This window comes from Acidimicrobiia bacterium, from assembly GCA_041394025.1.
Lineage (GTDB): Bacteria > Actinomycetota > Acidimicrobiia > IMCC26256 > JAOSJL01 > JAOSJL01.
In genome coordinates, this window is the sequence record JAWKJA010000002.1 from 196,973 (window position 1) to 211,679 (window position 14,707).

Genomic DNA, 14,707 nt, shown 5'->3' on the forward strand with positions numbered 1-14,707 from the left:
CGGGAATACCCCTCGGAGGGAAGGTCTACCCGAGGGGCGGACGGCGGTTCCCCGGGGGACCAAGGTCCCTGTCGGGGCCCGGACGATGAGCACAGGATGGGGGCATGGAACGGCTGAGCGCGATGGACGCCGCGTTCGTCTCCGGTGAGACGGCGGCGTGGCACATGCACGCCGGTGCCCTGATCATCCTCGACCCCGGCGACGCCCCCGAGGGCTTCGGTGTCGAGTCGTTCCGGGCCCTGTTGCGGGCGCGCACCCCTGCCTTGGGGGTCTTTCGTCGTCGGATCCTCGAGGTCCCGTTCGGCCTCGACGTCCCCATCTGGGTGACCGACCCCACCGTCGACATCGAGGCGCACGTGCGCGCCGTCGGAGTGCCGGCCCCGGGTGGCTCCCGTGAGCTCGGGCGCCTGGTCGGTGAGCTCTTCTCGAGCAAGCTCGACCGCAGCCGGCCGCTCTGGGAGATCTGGTTCATCGAGGGCCTGCCCGACGGGCGTGTCGCGCTCCTGGCCAAGGTCCACCACTCTCTCGTCGACGGCGTGGGTGGCGCACGGCTCTACGAGGTCCTCTTCGACCTGGAGCCCGACGCTCCCCTCCAGCTCTCCACGCCGGTCGCCGACTCCGACGACGACGCCCCGCCGAGCGACCTCGAACTCGTGGCCGGCGCCCTCTGGCGCCTCGCCGGAACACCCGTGCGGGCCGCCAAGACGACCTGGCGCCTGGCCCACACGCTGCTGCCGTTGCTGCGCTCGCGCTACGGCGACGACGACACGAACCCGCCGCTGCCGTTCCAGGCCCCGCGGACGTCTCTCAACCACGCCATCACAGCGCGGCGTGAGCTCGCCTACACCGACGTCTCCCTGGCCGACGTCAAAGCCGTGAAGAACGCACTCAACGTCACGGTCAACGACGTCGTCCTGGCCGGTTGCGCGGGAGGGCTCCGACGCTACCTCACCGCCCGGGACGAGCTCCCCGACGCACCGCTCGTCGCGCAGGTACCGGTCGCCGTGCAGCCTGTCGAGGGGGAGGAGGCCGCCGTGGGGAACCACGTGGCGGTCATGGGAGCCTCCCTCCCGACGAACCTCGGCGATCCGATCGAGAGGGTCCACGAGGTGGCAGCTTCGACCCGCAGCGCCAAGCGGCTCCAGCGCGACCTCGGTGACGACGTCATCATGCGCCTCGCAGAGTCCACACCGCCCGGGCTGCTGGCCGCGGGCGTGCGCAGCTATGCACGACTGCGGCTGACCGAGTTCCACCCACCGGTGTTCAACCTGATCGTCTCCAACGTCCGCGGTCCCGACCTCCCGCTCTACACGGCGGGCGCCCGCCTGGAGGCCACGTACCCGATGGGGCCGCTGCTCGACGGCGGGGGTCTGAACCTCACGGTCATGAGCTCCGCCGAGTCGCTGCACCTCGGCTTCCTGGTCTGCCCCGACGTGGTCGCGGACCCGTGGGAGCTGACAAGCCACACGGAGGCGGCGTTCGAGGAGCTGCGGGACGCTGTGCCCGTGCAGTCGGTGACGGCGTGAAGCGGGAGACGGGTGCGATGACCGACGATCGACTGGAAGGCTTGACGCGTGCGGAGTGCCTCGAGTTCCTGGGGCAGTCGACGCTCGGCCGCGTGGCCGTCACCATCGGAGCCGTCCCTGCCGTACTGCCCGTCAACTACGCGATGCTCGACGGCGATGTGGTCTTCCGGAGCGCTCCGGGAACCAAGCTCAGTGCCGCGGTTCTCGGAACCGTCGTCGCGTTCGAGGTCGACGAGGCAGAGTGCGTCGACCACTCGGGCTGGAGCGTCCTCGTCGTCGGCCATGCCCGGGAGATCCGGGAAGGCCCCGAGCTCGACGCGGCCCGTGCCCTCCCGCTCCAGGCATGGGCGGGCGGCGACCGCGACCACTTCGTGCGTATCGACTCGAAACAGGTGACGGGGCGCCGCCTCGGGTCGGGCTGACCCTCACCCGACGGGCACCTCCCACGTCAGCTCTGTTCCCCCGTCGGTTCGCTCCCGTACGTCGAGGCGGCCGCCGTGGGCCTCTGCCCGCTGGCGAAGGTTGTTCAACCCGTGGCCGCGGCCCTCGGGCGGCCCCGGGCCGCTCGGGCCGCACCCGTCGTCGCGTACCACGAGCTCGATCACGTCGTCCGCGCGGAGGGCGACCTCCACCCGGGTCGCATCGGCGTGGCGGGCGACGTTGGCCAACGCCTCGCGCAGTGTCGCCACGAGGTCGTCCGCGACGGCATCGGGTGTCACGACGTCGACAGGGCCGTCGAAGCTCACCTGTGGGCGTGTCCGGAGCCCGGGGGTCATCTCATCGACGACACGCAGCATCTCGCTGCGTACCTGGCGGCCCGGGAGGGCCTCGGTCTCGAGACCGAAGATCGTCGTCCTGATCTCGCGGACGGTGTTGTCGAGGCGGTCGACCGACTCGTCGACGCGGGCGCGCGCCGCGGGATCATCGATAGCGCGCGACGCCGCCTGAAGGGCCATACCGATGGCGAAGAGCTGCTGGATAACCGTGTCGTGGAGATCACGGGCGATGCGCTCCCGCTCCGAGAGCACGGCGATGTTCTGGACGCGCGTGTGGAGGCGGGCGTTCTCGACGGCGATGGCGGCCGCCGCAGCGAGGGTGACGGCGAGGTTCTCGTCCTCCGCGCTGAAGCTGCTGCCGTCTTCCTTGTCGCAGAGATAGAGGTTTCCGTAGGCCTCACCGCGCACGACGATCGGGACGCCGAGGAACGACGTCATCGGGGGGTGAGCCGGCGGGAAGCCGACCGACTCCGGGTGGTCCTGGAGGCGCTCGAGGCGGAGAGGGAGGGGTTCGCGCACGAGAAGGCCGAGGATCCCGAGGCCCTCGGGTGTGTGCCCGATCGCGGCCACCTCGTCCTCGTCGAGGCCGATGGGGACGAACTCGCTGAGAACGCCGTCGTCGCCGAGGACCCCGAGCGCGCAGTAGCGCGCGCCCAGGAGCGAGCGGGCGGATTCGGCGATTCGACGGAGGACGGTCGGGAGCTCGAGGTCGCCGGCGACGCTGAGAACGGCCGAGAGGAGTTCGTCGAGTCGTGGGTCGCCGATGACGCGTGGCGGTCTCATCCCCGTCGAGTCTAGGAAGCCGAGTCGGGGAACGAGGAGCGGTCCGATACGGTGAAGGGCGCCCTCCGGCCGACGTGGCCGCAGGGCAAAGGGTGGGTGTCACATGGCCGACCACGACGCGAGCGTACGGGTGTTCCTCCTCGACGACCACGAGGTCGTGCGGCGCGGGCTCCAGGAGCTTCTCGAGGCCGACGGCGACGTCGAGGTCGTGGGGCAGGCGTCCACGGCGGCCGAGGCCCTGTCGCGCATCCCGCCGACGCGCCCGGATGTGGCGGTCCTCGATGTACGGCTTCCCGACGGCAACGGTGTCGACGTGTGCCGGGAGATCCGGTCGTCACACCCGCAGGTGCAGTGCCTGATCCTCACGTCGTTCTCCGACGACGAGGCCCTGTTCCAGGCGATCATGGCGGGCGCCGCCGGCTACATGCTCAAACAGGTACGCGGCTCGGACCTCATCGATGCCGTCCGGCGGGTGGCGTCGGGACAGTCCCTCCTGGACCCGGCGGTGACGGCGCGCGTGCTCGAGCGATTGCGCAAGCCCCCCGAGCAGGACGAGCGCCTCTCCGGGCTCACCGACCAGGAGCGCACCGTCCTCTCCCTCATTGCCGAGGGCCTCACCAACCGCCAGATCGGCGAGAGGATGCACCTCGCCGAGAAGACGGTCAAGAACTACGTGTCCAACCTCCTGTCGAAGATGGGCTTCGAGCGCCGTACCCAGGCAGCGGTCTACGCGGCCCGTCTCGAACCCGACGCCGATGCCGGCGCCGGGGCCGATCCCGCGAGATGACCGACGTGTGGACGGCCGCATCCACGACGCGGTCTTCTCAACCGCAGCGGCGCGCGGCCTCGTCGAGGAGCGTGACGACCTCCTCGTCGCTCGTCGGGGTGAAGTCGTCGTACCAGAGACCCACGGCGCGAAAGTCGCGCGGGGTCTCGAGACACACGACCTCGTCGGCGTGGTTACCGAGCAGTTCGACCGCCTCCACGGGAGCGACCGGAACCGCGACCACGACCGCTGCAGCACCGCGAGCGCGGGCGACATCAACCGCGACGCGGGCGGTCACGCCCGTGGCGATACCGTCGTCGACGATGACGACCGTCCGTCCGTCGAGGGCCAGGGCGGAGCGGCCACCCCGGTAGAGCCGCAGCCGACGGTCGAGCTCCTCTCTCTCGGAACGCTCGACCGCGGCGAGCGCGTCATCGGTGGGCCGGAAGCCCGCCATGACGTCGCGGTTCATCACGCGCACGCCGTCCTCGCCGATGGCGCCGACGGCCAGCTCACGTTGGGCCGGGTGACCCAGCTTGCGAACCACCAGAACGTCGAGAGGCGCGTCGAGCGCACGGGCGACGACGGCTGCGACCGGGACCCCGCCCCGGGGCAGGCCGAGCACCAGAGGAGGATCGTGCGCGGGGTCCTGGCCGCGGCGGTCGAGGACCTCGGCGACGGGCCCGGCGAGGGCTCTGCCCGCGATCTCCCGATTCCTGAAGATCATGCGTTCAAGGGTCGCACAGCCCCGTTCGTCAGGGTGCGGGTGCTGCGCCGAGCTCCGCCTCCACAGCCCGGAGAATCCCCGCCGACGTAGCAGGAAAGGCGACGGTGGTGAAGCCCTCGAGTTCCTCGGCGTAGCGTTCGAGCGTCGGACCTGCCGCCTCCACGATCACGGGCGTGTCGGGATACCGGCGTCGGATCGAAGCGAGGACCTCCCGGTTGACCTCGTCGCTGACGCGCAGGCCGTGGTAGACGAGATCCGCCTCGTCGACCAGGGAGCAATCGCCTGTCTTCGACATCGTGCATGCCGTGCCGTGCGAGGCGTCGGGACCCTCGCAGGTGGCGACGACGTAGCCGGCCTCGCCGAGGATACGGGCGACCACCTCCGACTCGGCGACGCCGTGATGCTCGATGAGAACGCGCGGTCGGTCCCGGTCGGAGTCCCGCCAGGGGCTCTGTCGGGGCACCTTGCTGCGCCCGAAGATACCCAGCGCCATCCTCATCTCCCTCCCACTCGGGACCGTCGTGAACCACGCCGGTGCCGACCCCGATTGTCGCAGGATTCTCCTTGCGCCCGGGAACGGCGGGCGTGGTCGGTGTTCCTGGGCCCGTGTACCTAGGGTCGAAGTTCCCCGTCCGGCGGGGCCGGCCCGACCGTCAGTTCCACGGTGCCGGGGTTGTCGACCCCTTTGAGCGTTCCCACCATCCCGAGAACGGTCCCGGCCACGATCCGGCCGGCGAAGCCTACCAGCGAGACGTCGCGGCCGTCGACGCGCAGGGTGATCTGCACGGCTTCGCCCGCCTGGTTGCTCACGTCGACGAGTTCAGCGCTCAGCCTCTCGACATCGTCATCGGCGGGTTCCCCGTTCGGCCCGGTCTCCACCTCCGCGAGAACAGGTGGCGTCACGTCGCGCCGCTCGCCTCCCCGGCGGGTCACCCGGATCTTCGGCCACGGTGCGTCGTGGAACCCTTCGGCCAGGACCAGATCGCAGTGGACGAGACGTCCGAGCGCCTGTTCGGTGGTGGCGGGTCCACGTTCCCGGCTGAAGATCTCGTCGGGCCCGAGCACCACGACGGGGTCAGCGCCCGCGGTGTGGAGGCGCCCCGAGTCGGAGTCGGAACGGTCGATCTCGAAGCCGGCGTGGGCGTGCTCCAGATAGCCGACCGTCAGGCCTGTGGCGCCGAGCCTCGCCACGAGGGCCGACGCCAGGGCCGTCTTGCCCGACCCGCTCGCCCCGACGATTCCCACCACACGCGCCACTTCGTCCTCCCGGTGTCCCGTTCCGCCCGTTCCCGGGGCGGCTCCGGGTCACGTTACGGCCTCCCGGCCCGGAACGGGAACGGGGCAGGCCGACGGGTGGCGCCCGGCCATCTGTGGCGCTGATGACCCATCGCAGAGGGTGTCGAACAAGGTGACCCTCGCGTGGCCCGAAGGGGACCTTGGTCACTACCGGCGGAGCGGCTGTCCCGTCACGATGCCACGAGAAGCTGGTCAAGCCGGGAGGTGTCATGGGAGCGGACCCCGAGGGGGAGGCGCCGTCAGGCGTCTCCCGACGGTCGTTTCTGAAGCTCGGAGGCTCCGCGGTCCTGGTCGGCACCGCAGCGACGCACTTCGACGGCCTCTCGTTCCTCAGCGCCGCCGAGGGTGTCGACAACCCGCTGCTCGCGTACCCGAGCCGCGACTGGGAGCAGGTGTACCGCGACCAGTACGCCTACGACGACTCCTTCACCTTCATCTGCGCCCCCAACGACACCCACATGTGCCGCCTGCGCGCCTTCCAGCGCAACGGCATCGTCACACGCATCGAGCAGAACTACGACGGTGGCAACTACGGCGATCCCCAGGGCAACCGCTCCACGGTCGCGTGGAACCCCCGGGGCTGCCCCAAGGGGTACACGATGCACCGCCGCGTGTACGGGCCCTACCGGGCCAAGTACCCGATGGTCCGCAAAGGCTGGAAGCAGTGGGCCGACGACGGCTTCCCGTCGCTGTCGGACAACCCCGAGCTCCGCACGCAGTACCGCTTCGACGACCGCGGCAACGACGAGTTCGAACGCCTCAGCTGGGAGGAGGTCGACAGCTACCTCGCCCGGGGCCTCGTGGCCGTCGCGGAGACCTACAGCGGCGACGAGGGGCGCCGTCGCCTGATCGAGGAGGACGGCTACGAGCCCGAGATGCTCGAGCACTGGGAGGAGTCCGGCGTCCGCACGATGAAGTTCGGGTCGTCGTTGCCCGTGCACGGCGTGGCCGGCAAGTTCGGCCTGTTCCGCTTCGCGACCAGCCTGGCGCTGCTCGACGCCAAGGTCCGCGACGTGGGCGAGGACGACGCCAAGGGAGCGAGCGACTGGTCGGAGTACACGTGGCGCGGCGACCAGGCGCCCGGGTTCCCCTTCGTGCACGGCCTCCAGACCTCCGAGGTCGACATGAACGACATGCGCCACAGCCGCCTCGTCGTCATGGTCGGCAAGAACCTCGTCGAGAACAAGATGCCCGACTCCCACTGGTTCCACGAGACCATGGAGCGCGGCGGCAAGATCGTGTCGATCATCCCCGAGTACGGCGCACCCTCGTCGAAGTCCGACTACTGGATCCCCGTTCGGGCCGGCCTGTCCGACACGGCCCTCATGCTCGGCATCGCCAAGGCGCTGATCGACCGCGACGCCATCGACCGTCCGTTCCTCACGCAGTTCACCGACATGCCGCTGCTCGTGCGTCTCGACACGCTTCAGCGTGTGCGCGCCGACGAGGTGTTCGACGGGTACGTGAACGGCCTCCCGAAGGACGCGCCGAGCTTCACCCTCCACGGGATGACCGAGGAGCAGTACGACCAAATCGGCGACCGGGTCGTGTACGACGCCGTCGCGCAGGGCCCGAAGGCCATCACGCGTGAGGACGTCGGCGGGAAGCTCTCCGACGCAGGTGTGGTGCCCACACTCGACTGGCGCGGTGAGATCACGCTGGCCGACGGCTCCATCGTCGAGGTGGCCACGGTGTTCTCGATGTACAAGGAGCACCTCGCCGACTACGACCTCGACACCGTCGTCGAGATCACAGGTGCACCGAAGGACCTCGTGGAGCGTCTCGTCGACGACATCGCCACGATCAAGCCGGTCGCGTTCCACGTGGGCGAGGGCATCAACCATTACTTCCACGCCACGCTCCACAACCGCGCCACCTACCTCATCGCCATGCTCGTCGGCAGCATCGGCGTGCCCGGCGGTGGTGTCAGCACGTGGGCGGGGAACTACAAGGGCGGCATCTTCCACGCGGCCCCGTGGCACGGCCCCGGCGTCGGCGGCTACGTCAACGAGAACCCGTTCCACCCCCTGATGGACCCGTCCGACCGCTTCACCGCTGACAGCACACACCACTTCATCCACGGTGAGGAGACCAGCTACTGGGGCTACGGCGACAAGCCGATGGTGATCGACACACCCGAGGAAGGCAGAAAGGTCTTCACGGGGTCGACGCACCTGCCCCGGCCCACGAAGGTGCTCTGGTACAACAACGCCAACCTGATCAACCAGGCCAAGTGGGTCTACGAGCTCGTCAAGAACGTGAACCCCAAGGTCGACATGATCGTCGACCAGCAGATCGAGTGGACCGGCTCGGCCGAGTTCGCCGACGTCGTCGTCCCGGTCAACTCCTGGATGGAGATGCAGACCACCGAGATGGCGGGGTCGTGCTCGAACCCGTTCCTCCAGCTCTGGAAGGGTGGGATCGATCCGCTGCACGACACGAGAGACGACATCGCCGTGTTCGCCGGCGTGGCCGACGCCCTGGCCGACGAGGTCGACGAGGAGCGCTTCTCGCAGTACTTCGGCTTCTCCGACACGCCCGAGGTCTACATCGACCGCGTTCTCGACGCCTCGTTCACCACGGCGGGCTACACGAGCGCCGACATCCTCGGCGGGAAGTACGGCGAGCCCGGCGGGGCGCTGTTCCAGTACCGCAGCTACCCGCGGATCCCCTTCCTCGAACAGGTCCAGGACGACCTGCCCTTCTACACCGACACCGGGAGGATGCACGCCTACGTCGACATCCCCGAGGCCATCGACTACGGCGAGAACATGATCGTGCACCGCGAGGCGGTGGAAGCCACGTTGTACCTCCCGAACGTGATCGTCTCGTCGAGCCCGTTTCTCCGTCCGAAGAGCTACGGGTTCGCCCCCGACGACGCCAGTGCCGACGCCCGCCAGGTCCGCAACATCATGATGCCGTGGAGTGAGGTGAAGGAGACCACGAACCCGCTGGCGGGTGACGGCTACTCGTTCCTGTGCCTCACACCGAAGTCGCGTCACTCGGTGCACTCGTCGTGGGCCGTGACCGACTGGCACTGGCTGTGGAACACCAACTTCTCCGACCCCTACCGCGTCGAGTCGCGCATGCCCGGTGTGGGCGACACGATGCTGCACATGAACCCCGACGACGCCAAGGAGCTCGGGATCGCCAACGGTGACTACATCTGGGTCGATGCGAACCCCGAGGACCGGCCCTACGTCGGCGCCGACTCCGACGACGAGTTCTACGACGCCGCCCGGATGATGGTCCGCGCCAGCTACAACGGCGGGTACCCGCGTGGTGTCACGATGCTGAAGCACGCGTTCTACATGGCGACTCCACGCACGGTGAAGGCCGCTGCCGAACGGAGCGACGGGCGCGCCCTCGCGGCGAAGACAGGGTACCAGTCGAGCTTCCGGCACGGGTCGCAACAGAGCATCACTCGCGGCTGGGCGCCCCCGATGCACCAGACCGACTCGCTGTTCCACAAGAAGGCGGCCGGGATGGGGTTCGTGTTCGGCTTCGATGTCGACAACCACGCCATCAACACGGTGCCCAAGGAGACGATCGTGCGGATCACGAAGGCGGAGGACGGCGGCCTGGGCGGACGCGGGAAGTGGGAGCGGCAACAGCGGTCACACCCCGGTGGAGAGAACGCCTCGATGGAGGCATACCTCGCCGGTGGGTACAACTCGGTGAAGGGGGCGTGAGCGTGCACACAGCACCCTGTGAGCTTCCTCGGTCGGGTCGACCGGTCGATGCCCCCGACATCGGGGGTCGACAAGTCATGGAGATCGACGACCCGTACGAGCGGGTGGGAGTCCGGTTCCCCGTGGCGGAAGGCGTCGACGCCGACCGCGAGGTCACGCGCTGCATGATCGAGGACTACGCGCTCATGGGATGGCCCGCACGGCGGGTCCGACAGTTGTTCCGCGCCGAGGAGTTCCAGGGGACCCACGACGTCGCACGACGCCGGGGGACGGACTTCGTCGAGGAGCTCATCACCGAGGTCTTCGGCCACGATCCGGTCGAGCGCGAACTGAGCGACCCCGTGTGGGCCGACGGCGGCCACGAGGAGGAGTGCTGATGCCCCAGGTCCACAACTGGCAGCTCGGTCGCGACATGGAATACGTCCACCCGGGCGGACGGACCGAGCGCCAGTTCGCCGCGGTGTTCAACATCAACCGGTGCATCGGCTGTCAGACGTGCACGATGGCCTGCAAGTCCACCTGGACGTTCCAGGCCGGCCAGGAGCTGATGTGGTGGAACAACGTCGAGACGAAGCCCTACGGCGGTTACCCCGAGAACTGGGACCTCAAGACACTCGAGCTCCTGGAGGAGAAGAACCCCGGCGCCCAGACGTGGGACGCCTCGGCCGGGGACGGCTCGGTCCGGGCTCCCTACGGTCGCTTCGACGGAACGACGATCTTCGAGTCGGCCGACGCCAAGCGGGCCCTGGACGGCACGGTCGCGGGTGAGGCGACGGTGACGGGGTATCTCCCCAGCGAGGAGGAGTGGAAGGCGCCCAACGCCTTCGAGGACCACGCCACCACGTTCTCCAAGCAGGGCGTGTCACTTCCCGAGCACGAGGGGTGGTTCTTCTACCTCCAGCGGATCTGCAACCACTGCACCTACCCGGGATGTCTGGCCGCCTGCCCCCGGAATGCCATCTACAAGCGCCCCGAGGACGGCATCGTGCTCCTCGACCAGGAGCGCTGCCGCGGGTACCGCAAGTGCGTGGAGGCGTGCCCCTACAAGAAGACGATGTACCGGCCGACGACGCGCACGACCGAGAAGTGCATCGCCTGCTACCCGCGCATCGAGGGCACCGACCCACTCACCGACGGTGTGCCGACCGAGACGCGCTGCATGGCTGCGTGTGTCGGAAAGATCCGTCTCCAGGGCCTCGTCAAGACCAACGAGGACGGCTCGTGGGCCGACGACCCGAAGCACCCCCTCTACTACATGGTGCACGAGGAGAAGGTGGCGCTTCCGCTCTACCCGCAGTTCGGAACGCAGCCGAACGTGTACTACATCCCGCCGCGCTGGGTCCCACGTCCGTATCTCGAGCAGATGTTCGGTCCCGGTGTGCAGCACGCCATCGACCGGTACACGAAACCGAGCAGGCGCCTGCTCGCGATCCTCCAGCTCTTCCGGGCGAGCCGCAAGATCGTCTTCTCCTACGACATCGAGCGCGGCCCGAAGTTCGACGAGATCAACGTCAACGGCGAAACGGTCGAGCTCTTCGACGACCGTGTGATCGGCTACGACAGCACGGGCAAGGAGATCGTGCGCGTGAACGTCCAGGAGCCGGTGACCGAACGCTTCGGCAAGATCAATTCCATCTGAGGAGACGGGCGATGGGGAAGACCCACCGATGACCACAGCCACCGCATCACCCGAGTTGGCGACAGCGGTCGGCCGCAGCGCCTGCTACGAGTTCCTGGCGCTCGGCTTCGCATTCCCGACGGATCGCGGCGAGGCGCGCATCACCGAGCACCTCGCCCCTGTGCTGGCGGGCCTCGAGTCCGGCGACAGCGAGTTGGACCGGCTACTCGCTCTTGCCCTCGAGGCCCGCCGCCTTCCCCTCGCGCAGCTTCGCGAACTGCACGGCGAACTGTTCACGCACATCGAGCCCATGGACCATCCGCCCTACGAAAGCGCATTCGTGGGATCGGAGATCTTCCGCCAGACCGAGGTGATGGCCGACGTCGCCGGTTTCTACCGCGCGCACGGGTTGAAGGTCGGTGGGCGGGAGCGGGAGCGCCCCGACCACATCGTCACCGAGCTCGAGTTCATGGCTTTCATGGCGACCAAGGAGGCCTACGCCCTCCAACACCTCGACGAGGCCTCGGTCGAGGAGTGCCGGCGGACACAGGACCACTTCCTGGCCGACCACCTGGGGTGCTGGGCGCCGGGCTTCGCCCGCAGGGTCGCCGTCATGGCCCAGGACGCGGTGTTCCGTGCGCACGCTCGCGCCCTGGAGGCGTGGATCATGGCCGACCTGCGCGCGTGCGACCTCACGCCTGTCGAAGTGCTCGAGGACCCCTCGCCACAACTCCCACCCGACGACGACTCCTGTGGAGCGGGCGAGATGTGCGGTGTGGAGGTCACGCCGGCCGGTGGCGACGCCGGCACACCCGTCGAGTTGGGGAGGTCGCGGTGACAGAGACCCTTCACGCCACGTCACGGGTCGGTGATTCCGCAGCGTGGTCGAACGAGCGGAGAACACGCCGGACCCGACGGATCGGGATGGGCCTCGTCCTGGTGGCTGCGGTCGTCGTGGCGGGCGGCCTCCAGATCCTCGACGCCAACCCTGCGACGTCGCAGACGACCGCCATCACGGCACTGCGCGTCGACGATGGACCCGGCACCAACCCGACGGCGGGAGTGTGGGACCGGGTCCCCGAGGTCGAGGTTCCTCTCACCGCGCAGCAGACGACCTATCCGTTCGGAGGAGGGAGCGTCGCTGCGATCACGGCACAGGCCGTGCACGACGACAACGACCTCTACCTGCGGGTCACGTGGCAGGACACGACGAGCGACATCGGCACCGATGCGCCCGACTCCTTTGCCGACGCCGTTGCGGTCCAGTTCCCCGCACAGGCCGCTTCGAGCGTGCCCGCGATCTGCATGGGTCAGGCGAACTCGGGTGTGAACATCTGGCACTGGCGTGCCGACTCAAACGCAGGCGTGCCCCACACTGCCGAAGAGGTCTCACCCAACGCGGTCGTCGACATCCCCCAGGACGCCGACGACGACTACCCGGCGCGGGTCGTCGGGAACCCGTTCGCCCAGGCCGAGCCGGCGGTGGTCCAGAACCTCGTCGCCGAGGGCTTCGGGACACTCGGCCCGGCCGACGAGCAGATCGTGGAGGGGCACGGCGACTACGACGACAAGACCTGGAGCGTCGTCTACACGCGCGGGCTCGAGTCCGATGCCGCCACCGAGCCTGCGTTCGTGAACGGTGAGGACACCGACGTGGCGTTCGCAGTGTGGGACGGCACGAACAAGGACCGCAACGGCCAGAAGTCGGTCTCGGCGTTCGCGACCCTGTCGCTCACTGACGACACCGTTCCGGGCGAAGGGTCGAAGTGGATCATCCCGTTCGTGGCACTCCTGCTCGCGGCGGTCGTGATCACGATCGCCCGGTTCGGGTCCCGAAAGTCGGCGTGACGACCGTCGGCTCCGACGCAACGCCCGTGGGGGGGCGGCTCCTCCGACAGCGGGGCGGTGCGGTGGGCGCATGTGCCGCTCCCTTCGTGAGCGCGGCGGAGATCGTGTCGATCGTCGTGGCGGTTCTCGTACCAACGGTGCTCGCCGAACTCGTGATCCTGCGCCTCTTCACGCGTACCGCCATCCACATCCCGGCCCTCGAGTTCCTGGGCGGCACCTACCGGGCCGGTGCGACGCTCGGCCGCTTCACGTTCCACGTCGCGGCCGTCCTGCTGATCGCGGCGCTCGTCAGCCTGGGGGTGGCGCTCGCCCGTGAGGACGTCCGCCGGCTCCGCTCCGCGGCCGCGGCCGTGGGCGTGTTCGGCATCACCGCCGTCGCTGCGAGGGTCGGGCTCCTCGACGACCCCACCACAGCGGTCCTGACGATGACCTGCGTGGCCTTTCTGGCGGCAGGTGCTGCGATGGGTCGGGGTCGGGGAGGTGTGGCGCTCGGGCTCTTCGGCGCAGCGTTCGTCCTCGCCGGGTCGTTCACGGTCGTCCAGCAGCTCGCTTCGGCGGGTGGGCCCGACATCGACGCGCGATGGCTGCTCACGGCGTCGGAACTCCTGGCACTCGGCGCGGCACTGTGTGCTCCTCTGGTGGTCGCCGCCCGCCCGTCGCGGCGTGAGCTCGTGACCGGCGGGGTCGTCGGCCTCGTCGTGGCAGGTGGCCTCATGGCGAACGGGGCCACGGTGAAGATCCTCACACTGTGGAACTTCGGCCTGGCCGGGCGGTTCCCCGGGTTTCTCTACGGTGCGGCCTGCGGAGCTGTTGTGGTCGCCGTCATGGCGGCGTACCGTCACCGGCGACGGCTCACGGCGGCGGGTCTCATCCTGCTCTTCGTCGGGGCGGTGGGGCTTCGCAGCACCTACCAGTCGGGCCTCGTGGTCGCCGGGCTGGCCCTGCTGATCCACGCCCGTGCGCTTCCCGAGGAGGCGGACAGCGCGGAGAACGCCGCGGGGGAGGCCGCGAAGGAGGTTGCGTGATGAGCTCGGCGGACACGCTCGGGGTTCTCGTCATCGAAGCCGATCCGGGTGCCGCGTCCCAGGTGAGTGAGGAGCTCGTCGCTGCCGGCCATCGTGTCGTGCGCTGCCACGACTCCGACCGTGAGGAGTTCCCGTGCAGCGCACTCGCCACGGGCTCGAGCTGCCCGCTCGACGGCGGAGGCGTCGACCTCGTCCTCGATGTCCGGTCGCACCCGCGGTCGCGCCCGACGGTCACCGAGACCGGCGTCACCTGCGCACTTCGTGACCGGCTACCGCTCGTCGTGGCGGGCCGCCCCGCCTTCAACCCCTTTGAGGCCCACGCGGTGGCCGTCGTCGACTCGACCGACCCCGTGGAGATCGTCCGCGCCTGCGAGGAGACGGCCGCCTCGCCCCTCACGTCGCACTCAGAGGTGGGCACGGAGGTCGCTCGGAGCGCCGTATCGGAGCTGGGTCTCGCTCCCGGGGCGACAGAGGCGGTCGTGACGCGTCACCACGGGACGCTGCGGGTGGCGTTGAGCATCCCCGGTGCCCTTCCCGAATCGGAACTGGCGGCGGTGTCCTCACACGTGGTCCAGGCGATTCGCGCGTTCGACTCACGCTCGGTCGGCGTCGACGTGCGCGTCATCCGTACCGTCTGACGCCGGGCTCTG

At 69.2% G+C, this 14,707-nt stretch carries 14 protein-coding genes; 10 read left to right on the top strand and 4 right to left on the bottom strand.

What is annotated here, in order from left to right; all coding sequences use genetic code 11:
* Positions 1-104: 104 nt before the first annotated feature.
* Together R3A49_00895 and R3A49_00900 are read left to right on the top strand one after the other, a co-directional pair.
* Positions 105-1,526, top strand: a complete 1,422-nt coding sequence (locus R3A49_00895) for a wax ester/triacylglycerol synthase family O-acyltransferase (protein MEZ5169286.1) — start codon at positions 105-107, stop codon at positions 1,524-1,526.
* A 17-nt stretch (positions 1,527-1,543) separates the two neighbouring features.
* A complete protein-coding gene (locus tag R3A49_00900; GenBank protein ID MEZ5169287.1) occupies positions 1,544-1,948 on the top strand; it encodes a pyridoxamine 5'-phosphate oxidase family protein in 405 nt (134 codons plus the stop codon).
* A gap of 3 nt (positions 1,949-1,951) precedes the next feature.
* On the opposite strand, the gene R3A49_00905 is transcribed toward R3A49_00900, so the two are convergent.
* Positions 1,952-3,085: a GAF domain-containing protein gene (locus R3A49_00905; GenBank protein MEZ5169288.1), complete on the bottom strand. Its 1,134-nt coding sequence runs from the start codon at positions 3,083-3,085 to the stop codon at positions 1,952-1,954.
* A 103-nt stretch (positions 3,086-3,188) separates the two neighbouring features.
* Here R3A49_00905 and R3A49_00910 point away from each other — a divergent pair, with 103 nt between their 5' ends.
* On the top strand, positions 3,189-3,872 hold the full coding sequence (locus R3A49_00910) for a response regulator transcription factor (GenBank protein MEZ5169289.1): 684 nt from the start codon (positions 3,189-3,191) through the stop codon (positions 3,870-3,872).
* 37 nt (positions 3,873-3,909) lie between these two features.
* Here R3A49_00910 and R3A49_00915 read toward each other — a convergent pair whose 3' ends face one another.
* The 3 genes from R3A49_00915 to mobB all read right to left on the bottom strand — a co-directional run bounded on the left by R3A49_00915 (position 3,910) and on the right by mobB (position 5,835).
* Positions 3,910-4,578, bottom strand: a complete 669-nt coding sequence (locus tag R3A49_00915; GenBank protein ID MEZ5169290.1) for a phosphoribosyltransferase family protein — start codon at positions 4,576-4,578, stop codon at positions 3,910-3,912.
* A 28-nt stretch (positions 4,579-4,606) separates the two neighbouring features.
* Positions 4,607-5,071 (bottom strand): hypothetical protein, encoded by a 465-nt coding sequence (locus tag R3A49_00920; GenBank protein MEZ5169291.1) that lies wholly within the window; start codon positions 5,069-5,071, stop codon positions 4,607-4,609.
* Positions 5,072-5,190: 119 nt separating this feature from the next.
* Complete coding sequence (mobB, locus tag R3A49_00925) at positions 5,191-5,835, bottom strand: molybdopterin-guanine dinucleotide biosynthesis protein B (GenBank protein ID MEZ5169292.1); 645 nt, start codon at positions 5,833-5,835, stop codon at positions 5,191-5,193.
* Between the two features lie 248 nt (positions 5,836-6,083).
* Between mobB and R3A49_00930 the strand changes: the two genes are divergently transcribed.
* The 7 genes from R3A49_00930 (at position 6,084) to R3A49_00960 (ending at position 14,695) form a co-directional block, all read left to right on the top strand.
* A complete protein-coding gene (locus R3A49_00930) occupies positions 6,084-9,566 on the top strand; it encodes a molybdopterin-dependent oxidoreductase (GenBank protein ID MEZ5169293.1) in 3,483 nt (1,160 codons plus the stop codon).
* Positions 9,567-9,643: 77 nt separating this feature from the next.
* Entirely contained in the window at positions 9,644-9,943 is a 300-nt protein-coding gene (locus tag R3A49_00935) for a hypothetical protein (GenBank protein ID MEZ5169294.1), read from the top strand.
* Positions 9,943-11,205 carry a 4Fe-4S dicluster domain-containing protein gene (locus R3A49_00940; protein ID MEZ5169295.1) on the top strand — a complete coding sequence of 421 codons (1,263 nt, stop codon included), beginning with the start codon at positions 9,943-9,945 and terminating at the stop codon, positions 11,203-11,205. The genes R3A49_00935 and R3A49_00940 overlap by 1 nt, the downstream gene beginning before the upstream one ends.
* Positions 11,206-11,233: 28 nt before the next feature.
* A complete protein-coding gene (locus tag R3A49_00945; GenBank protein MEZ5169296.1) occupies positions 11,234-12,022 on the top strand; it encodes a molecular chaperone TorD family protein in 789 nt (262 codons plus the stop codon).
* Positions 12,019-13,032, top strand: coding sequence for an ethylbenzene dehydrogenase-related protein (locus tag R3A49_00950; protein MEZ5169297.1), 1,014 nt, complete (start codon positions 12,019-12,021; stop codon positions 13,030-13,032). Before R3A49_00945 ends, R3A49_00950 begins: the two co-directional genes overlap by 4 nt.
* On the top strand, positions 13,029-14,057 hold the full coding sequence (locus R3A49_00955; GenBank protein MEZ5169298.1) for a hypothetical protein: 1,029 nt from the start codon (positions 13,029-13,031) through the stop codon (positions 14,055-14,057). The genes R3A49_00950 and R3A49_00955 overlap by 4 nt, the downstream gene beginning before the upstream one ends.
* The gene (locus R3A49_00960) at positions 14,057-14,695 is read left to right on the top strand and encodes a hypothetical protein (protein ID MEZ5169299.1); all 639 of its coding nucleotides are present in this window, start codon (positions 14,057-14,059) and stop codon (positions 14,693-14,695) included. Before R3A49_00955 ends, R3A49_00960 begins: the two co-directional genes overlap by 1 nt.
* The last annotated feature ends 12 nt before the right edge of the window (positions 14,696-14,707 follow it).

What these genes read in the sequence shown, in the direction of transcription:
- R3A49_00895 (MEZ5169286.1), top strand. Translation starts at nt 105, where the DNA reads ATGGAACGGCTGAGCGCGATGGACGCCGCGTTCGTCTCCGGTGAGACG.
- R3A49_00900 (MEZ5169287.1), top strand. Translation starts at nt 1,544, where the DNA reads ATGACCGACGATCGACTGGAAGGCTTGACGCGTGCGGAGTGCCTCGAG.
- R3A49_00905 (MEZ5169288.1), bottom strand. Translation starts at nt 3,085, where the DNA reads ATGAGACCGCCACGCGTCATCGGCGACCCACGACTCGACGAACTCCTC.
- R3A49_00910 (MEZ5169289.1), top strand. Translation starts at nt 3,189, where the DNA reads ATGGCCGACCACGACGCGAGCGTACGGGTGTTCCTCCTCGACGACCAC.
- R3A49_00915 (MEZ5169290.1), bottom strand. Translation starts at nt 4,578, where the DNA reads ATGATCTTCAGGAATCGGGAGATCGCGGGCAGAGCCCTCGCCGGGCCC.
- R3A49_00920 (MEZ5169291.1), bottom strand. Translation starts at nt 5,071, where the DNA reads ATGGCGCTGGGTATCTTCGGGCGCAGCAAGGTGCCCCGACAGAGCCCC.
- R3A49_00930 (MEZ5169293.1), top strand. Translation starts at nt 6,084, where the DNA reads ATGGGAGCGGACCCCGAGGGGGAGGCGCCGTCAGGCGTCTCCCGACGG.
- R3A49_00935 (MEZ5169294.1), top strand. Translation starts at nt 9,644, where the DNA reads ATGGAGATCGACGACCCGTACGAGCGGGTGGGAGTCCGGTTCCCCGTG.
- R3A49_00940 (MEZ5169295.1), top strand. Translation starts at nt 9,943, where the DNA reads ATGCCCCAGGTCCACAACTGGCAGCTCGGTCGCGACATGGAATACGTC.
- R3A49_00945 (MEZ5169296.1), top strand. Translation starts at nt 11,234, where the DNA reads ATGACCACAGCCACCGCATCACCCGAGTTGGCGACAGCGGTCGGCCGC.
- R3A49_00960 (MEZ5169299.1), top strand. Translation starts at nt 14,057, where the DNA reads ATGAGCTCGGCGGACACGCTCGGGGTTCTCGTCATCGAAGCCGATCCG.